The sequence below is a fragment of the Candidatus Andeanibacterium sp. genome (genome assembly GCF_057143545.1).
In genome coordinates this window covers 1-5867 of sequence record NZ_DBNHSF010000138.1, presented here as the reverse complement: position 1 = coordinate 5867, position 5867 = coordinate 1, and the positions used below count along the sequence as shown (strand labels likewise).

At 62.3% G+C, this 5867-nt stretch carries 5 protein-coding genes; all 5 read left to right on the top strand.

Translation table 11 applies throughout. The annotated features are described in order from the left end of the window. A partial coding sequence (gene ilvB, locus AC16XC_RS08210) for a biosynthetic-type acetolactate synthase large subunit (RefSeq protein WP_484034163.1) occupies window positions 1-1715 on the top strand: 1715 nt, incomplete at its 5' end. Window positions 1716-1890: 175 nt separating this feature from the next. Beyond that, window positions 1891-2406 (top strand): acetolactate synthase small subunit, encoded by a 516-nt coding sequence (gene ilvN, locus AC16XC_RS08205; RefSeq protein ID WP_484034162.1) that lies wholly within the window; start codon window positions 1891-1893, stop codon window positions 2404-2406. A gap of 132 nt (window positions 2407-2538) precedes the next feature. Then, on the top strand, window positions 2539-3558 hold the full coding sequence (gene ilvC, locus AC16XC_RS08200) for a ketol-acid reductoisomerase (RefSeq protein WP_484034164.1): 1020 nt from the start codon (window positions 2539-2541) through the stop codon (window positions 3556-3558). Between the two features lie 148 nt (window positions 3559-3706). Then, window positions 3707-4354 (top strand): YceI family protein, encoded by a 648-nt coding sequence (locus tag AC16XC_RS08195; protein ID WP_484034161.1) that lies wholly within the window; start codon window positions 3707-3709, stop codon window positions 4352-4354. 304 nt (window positions 4355-4658) lie between these two features. Continuing rightward, window positions 4659-5867, top strand: a 1209-nt coding sequence (locus tag AC16XC_RS08190; RefSeq protein WP_484034160.1) for a 2-isopropylmalate synthase, incomplete at its 3' end; no start/stop codon positions are given.

Genomic DNA, 5867 nt, shown 5'->3' with positions numbered 1-5867 from the left:
TGGTCGAAAGCCTGCTCAAGCAGGGGGTCGAATTCGTGTTCGGCTATCCCGGCGGGGCAGTGCTGCCGATCTACGACGAATTGTTCGAGGACCAGCGCATCCGCCACATCCTCGTGCGGCAGGAAGCCGGCGCGGCGCATGCCGCCGAAGGCTATGCCCGCTCGACCGGCAAGCCCGGCGTGGTGCTGGTCACTTCGGGCCCGGGCGCGACCAACGCCGTCACCGGCATTGCCGACGCCTTTCTCGATTCAATCCCGATGGTCGTCCTCACCGGCCAGGTCGCGACCAATCTGATTGGCTCCGACGCGTTCCAGGAAGCCGATACGATCGGCATCACAAGGCATTGCACCAAGCACAACTACCTCGTGAAGGACCCGTCCGAACTCGCCGCGACGATCGACGAAGCGTTCCAGATCGCCACGACCGGCCGGCCCGGCCCGGTGGTGGTCGACATCCCCAAGAACGTCCAGGTCGCAACCGCTCCGTGGAACGACGGGAACATCCAGCGCAAGAACCGCTACCATCCGCGCATGGCGGGAAGCGCCGAGGAGATCGCCGATGCGATCGAGCTGATCGCCGGCGCCAGGCGCCCGATCCTCTATACCGGCGGCGGGGTGATCAATTCCGGCCCGCGCGCCAGCGATCTGCTGCGCAAATTCCAGGAGCTGACCGGCGCGCCGGTCACCAGCACGCTGATGGGACTCGGCGCGTTCGATTTCCAGCACCCCGACTGGCTCGGCATGCTCGGCATGCACGGCACCTATGAAGCCAATATGGCGATGAACCAGTGCGACGTGATGGTGAATATCGGCGCGCGGTTCGACGACCGGGTGACCGGGCGGCTCGATGCGTTCTCGCCGGGTTCGAAGAAGATCCACATCGATATCGACCGCAGCTCGATCAACAAGGTCGTGCATGTCGATCTCGGGATCGTCGGCGATTGCGCGACCGTGCTCGACCAGTTGGTCGCAGCCTGGGGCAAGCGCAAGCCAGCCGACCTCGCCGAATGGAAAGCGCGGATCAGCGGCTGGCGCGCCAAGGACTCGCTCGCCTATCCCAAGGGCAATGGCAAGGACATCATGCCGCAGCTCGCGGTCGAGCGGCTGTTCGCCCTCACCCGCCACCTCGACCCGGTGATCAGCACCGAGGTCGGCCAGCACCAGATGTGGGCCGCGCAATATTTCGGCTTCGACAAGCCCAACAAATGGCTCACTTCGGGCGGGCTCGGGACGATGGGCTACGGCCTGCCGGCCGCGATCGGCGCCCAGCTCGGCAATCCCGGCAAGCTGGTCATCGATATCGCCGGCGAAGCCTCGATCCAGATGAATATCCAGGAGCTCGGCACCGCGACCCAGTTCCGGCTGCCGGTCAAGGTGTTCATCCTCAACAACGAATATATGGGCATGGTCCGCCAGTGGCAGGAGCTGACCTATGAAAGCCGCTATTCGGAGAGTTATTCGGACAGCCTGCCCGATTTCGTGAAGCTGGCCGAAAGCTACGGCTGGAAAGGCATACGGATCACCGACCCGGCCGATCTCGACGCCGGGATCAAGGCGATGATCGAGCATCCCGGACCGGTGATGGTCGATTGCCAGGTCAGCAAGGAAGCGAACTGCTTCCCGATGATCCCCTCGGGCGCGGCGCACACCGAAATGCTGCTCTATGGCGACATGGTCGAGGGCACGATGGACGATGAAGCAAAGGCGCTGGTGTGATGGCGAGAGCGACAACAAATCCTCCCTTCCCCTTCAGGGGAGGGGATCGAGGGGTGGGGCCTGGATTTCGGGCACTACGCTCCTTGCATTCGCCCCATCCCGCTGCGACTAGGACCAGCTACGCTGACCCAAGTCTCGCTGCCCCTCCCCTAAAGAGGAGGGGGGAGAATAGATCATGAAGATCCACCATCGCGAAGCCGAACGCCACGTCCTCACCGTCATCGTCGACAACGAGGCCGGCATCCTTGCCAAGATCGCGGGGCTGTTCACCGCGCGCGGCTACAATATCGACAGCCTGACCGTGGCCGACATTTCGGAAAACCACGCGCTCAGCCGGATCACCATCGTCACCAACGGGCCGCCGGCGGTGATCGACCAGATCCACGCCCAGCTCGAACGGCTGGTGCCGGTCCACAAGGTCATCGACCTGACCGAAGAAGGCGCGCATCTCGAACGCGAACTGGCGCTGGTCAAGGTCGCCGGCAAGGGCGAGCACAGGGTCGAGGCCTTGCGCCTCGCCGATGTGTTCCGCGCCAATGTCGTCGATTCGACCACTTCGAGCTTCATCTTCGAGATCGTCGGCACCACCCGGAAGATCGACAGCTTTATTTCGCTGATGCGCGAGATCGGGCTGGTCGAGGTCGGGCGCACCGGCGTGGTCGGCATGATGCGCGGGCCGGAGGGGATCTAACGCAAATAAATTTGAACCAACCGTCACCCTGAACTTGTTTCAGGGTCCATTTCTCCTAATAGCGCCGGACATGACCGCGCGATGGTTGCTGGAATCGAGTTCAGCATGACGACCGAAAAGAAAGAACGAGTGATGAAAGTCTATTACGACGCCGATTGCGACCTCAACCTGGTGATCGACAAGAAGATCGCCGTGCTCGGCTATGGCAGCCAGGGCCATGCCCACGCGCAGAACCTGCGCGACAGCGGGGTGAAGGAAGTGGCGATCGCGCTGCGCCCGGGCTCGGCCAGCGCAAAGAAGGCCGAAGGCGCGGGCTTCAAGGTCCTTTCGAACAGCGACGCCGCCGAATGGGCGGACATCCTGATGGTCCTTGCGCCCGACGAACACCAGGCCTCGATCTGGACCAACGACCTCAAGGGCAAGATGCGGCCCGGCTCGGCGCTGGCCTTCGCCCATGGCCTCAACATCCATTTCGGGCTGATCGAGCCCGATCCCGAAATCGACGTGATCATGATCGCGCCCAAGGGCCCCGGCCACACCGTCCGCGGCGAATACCTCAAGGGCGGCGGTGTTCCGTGCCTGATCGCCGTCCACCAGGACGCGTCGGGCAACGCCCATGACGTTGCCCTCGCCTATGCCTCGGGCGTCGGCGGCGGCCGTTCGGGCATCATCCAGACCAATTTCAAGGAAGAATGCGAAACCGACCTGTTCGGTGAGCAGTCGGTGCTGTGCGGCGGCCTGACCCATTTGATCATGGCCGGATTCGAGACCCTGGTCGAAGCCGGATACGCGCCCGAAATGGCCTATTTCGAATGCCTCCACGAGACCAAGCTGATCGTCGACCTGATGTATGAAGGCGGTATCGCCAATATGCGCTATTCGATCTCGAACACCGCGGAATATGGCGATTACCACACCGGTCCGCGGCTGATAACCGACGAGACCAAGGCCGAGATGAAGCGCGTGCTGGAAGACATCCAGTCGGGCCGCTTCGTCCAGCGCTTCATGCTCGATAACGCGGTCGGCAATCCCGAAATGAAGGCCGCCCGCAAGCGCCAGGCCGAACATCCGATCGAACAGACCGGGGCGCAGCTGCGCGCAATGATGCCCTGGATCGGGGCCAACAAGCTGGTCGACAAGGACAAGAACTGACCCAGCCGGACAATCACCGGTCATGGTCCCCGCTTCCGTCGTCGGAAGTGGCATAATTTTGCTTGTCTCCGCAAAAGTGGAAGGCGGTGGACAATGTCCATCAGGCGCGTAAAACTGTGCATTCATATTTTGTCGGGAGAACATCAGGATGCGTAAACTTCACTTGGGCCTTGCCGCACTTGCCGGGGCGACCGTGCTTTCGATTGCAGCCGTCAATGCCCAGAATGGCACATTGGCGGGGCCCGGTACGGCCGACGCCTCGCAGGTCACTGCCGGCACCTACACCGCCGATCCCGGACACACGCTGGTCCAGTGGAAGGTCAACCATTTCGGTTTCAGCGACTATTTCGGCCTGTTCGGCAACATCACCGGCACGCTCGAACTCGATCCGGCCAATGTCGATGCCGCCAAGCTCGACGTCACGATCCCGGTCTCGAGCGTGCTCACGGCCAGCGAAGGCCTCACCGCGCATCTGTTGCGCGACGGGGCGGATGGCGCTGCGCCCGATTTCTTCGGTTCGAACCCCGAACCGGCGCGGTTCGTTTCGACCTCGGTCCGCAAGGTCGGCGATGACCAGGCCCTGATCAACGGCATGTTGACGCTCAATGGCGTGACCAAGCCGGTCGCGATCATGGCCCAGTTCACCGGTGCCGGCAAACACCCCTTCAACCAGAAGGAAAGCGTCGGCTTCAAGGGCTGGGGCCGGATCAAGCGGACCGATTTCAACGTCAATTTCGGGACGCAGGTCGTCACCGACACGGTCGATCTCGAAATCGCGGCCGCGTTCGAAAAATAGGATTATCGGCTTCCGGGCGGGGAACCCCTTCCCCTCAATCCCCCCGCCCGGATCCATTTGGCGATTGCCAATTCCCTAACGCCGGAAAAGCTTTTGCTTGTAATTTCCCCGGCGATTGGCCATTTGCGCTTCCAATGACGAACCGCGCGATCCTTCCGCTGCTTCGACTTACGCGCCCTTAGGCGTGCAATCCCGTCTGCGCGAAACGCGCATGGCACCCCGCCTAAGGGCTACTTCCACAATCTGATGTCGAAACTGCCGCGCGGCGCTTGTGCTGCGTAGCCCAGGCGATAAGGCAAATCCCATGCTCAAGGAACCGAGCCGAAAATACCGACCCTTTCCCCAGGTCGACCTGCCCGACCGGCAATGGCCGACGCGCACCATAACCGCGCCGCCGCGCTGGCTCTCGACCGATTTGCGCGACGGCAACCAGTCGATCATCGATCCGATGGACGGCGTGAAGAAGAACCGCTTCTTCGACATGCTGGTCGATATCGGGATCAAGGAAATCGAGATCGGCTTTCCCGCCGCGGGGCAGACCGAATTCGATTTCATCACTGCGTTGGTGAAATCGGGCAGGATTCCCGACGATGTCACGGTCCAGGTGCTGACCCAGTCGCGCGAAGACCTGATCCGGACCAGCTTTGCCAGCCTCGAAGGCGCGAAGCAGGCGATCGTCCATCTCTACAACGCGGTTTCGCCCGCGTGGCGCGATATCGTGTTCCGGATGAGCCGCGACGAAGTGCGCGAAATCGCCGTGGCAGGCGCCAAGGTGTTGCGCGATGAAGCCGCCAAGCGCCCCGAAACCGACTGGTATTTCGAATATTCGCCCGAAACCTTCTCGACCGCCGAGCTCGATTTCAGCCTCGAGGTGTGCGAGGCGGTGATGGACGTGCTCCAGCCGACCGCGGACCACCAGCTGATCCTCAACCTCCCGGCCACGATCGAAGCGGCGACGCCCAATATCTATGCCGACCAGATCGAGTATTTTCACCGCAATATCCCGCGGCGCGAAACGGTCGCGATCAGCCTTCACACCCATAACGACCGCGGCACCGGCGTGGCCGCCGCCGAGCTGGGCCTGATGGCCGGGGCCGACCGGGTCGAAGGTTGCCTGTTCGGCAATGGCGAGCGCACCGGCAATTGCTGCCTGGTGACAATTGGTCTTAACATGTATACCCAAGGGGTTGATCCAAAGCTGGATTTCTCCAACATAGACGAGATCATCGAGACCGTCGAATATTGCAACCAGATCCCGGTCCACCAGCGCCATCCCTATGGCGGGGAGCTGGTATTCACGGCCTTTTCGGGTAGCCACCAGGACGCGATCAAGAAGGGTTTCGAAGCGCAGGCGATGCGCAACGACGAATTGTGGCGCGTGCCCTATTTGCCGATCGATCCGGCCGACCTCGGGCGGACCTACGAGGCCGTCATCCGGGTCAATTCGCAGTCCGGCAAGGGCGGCTTCGCCTGGGTGCTCGAGCAGGACCAGGGGCTCAAGCTGCCCAAGCGC

Excerpts from the sequence above, each read along its gene's own strand:
- ilvC (WP_484034164.1), top strand. The coding sequence starts at position 2,539 with ATGAAAGTCTATTACGACGCCGATTGCGACCTCAACCTGGTGATCGAC.
- AC16XC_RS08195 (WP_484034161.1), top strand. The coding sequence starts at position 3,707 with ATGCGTAAACTTCACTTGGGCCTTGCCGCACTTGCCGGGGCGACCGTG.
- ilvN (WP_484034162.1), top strand. The coding sequence starts at position 1,891 with ATGAAGATCCACCATCGCGAAGCCGAACGCCACGTCCTCACCGTCATC.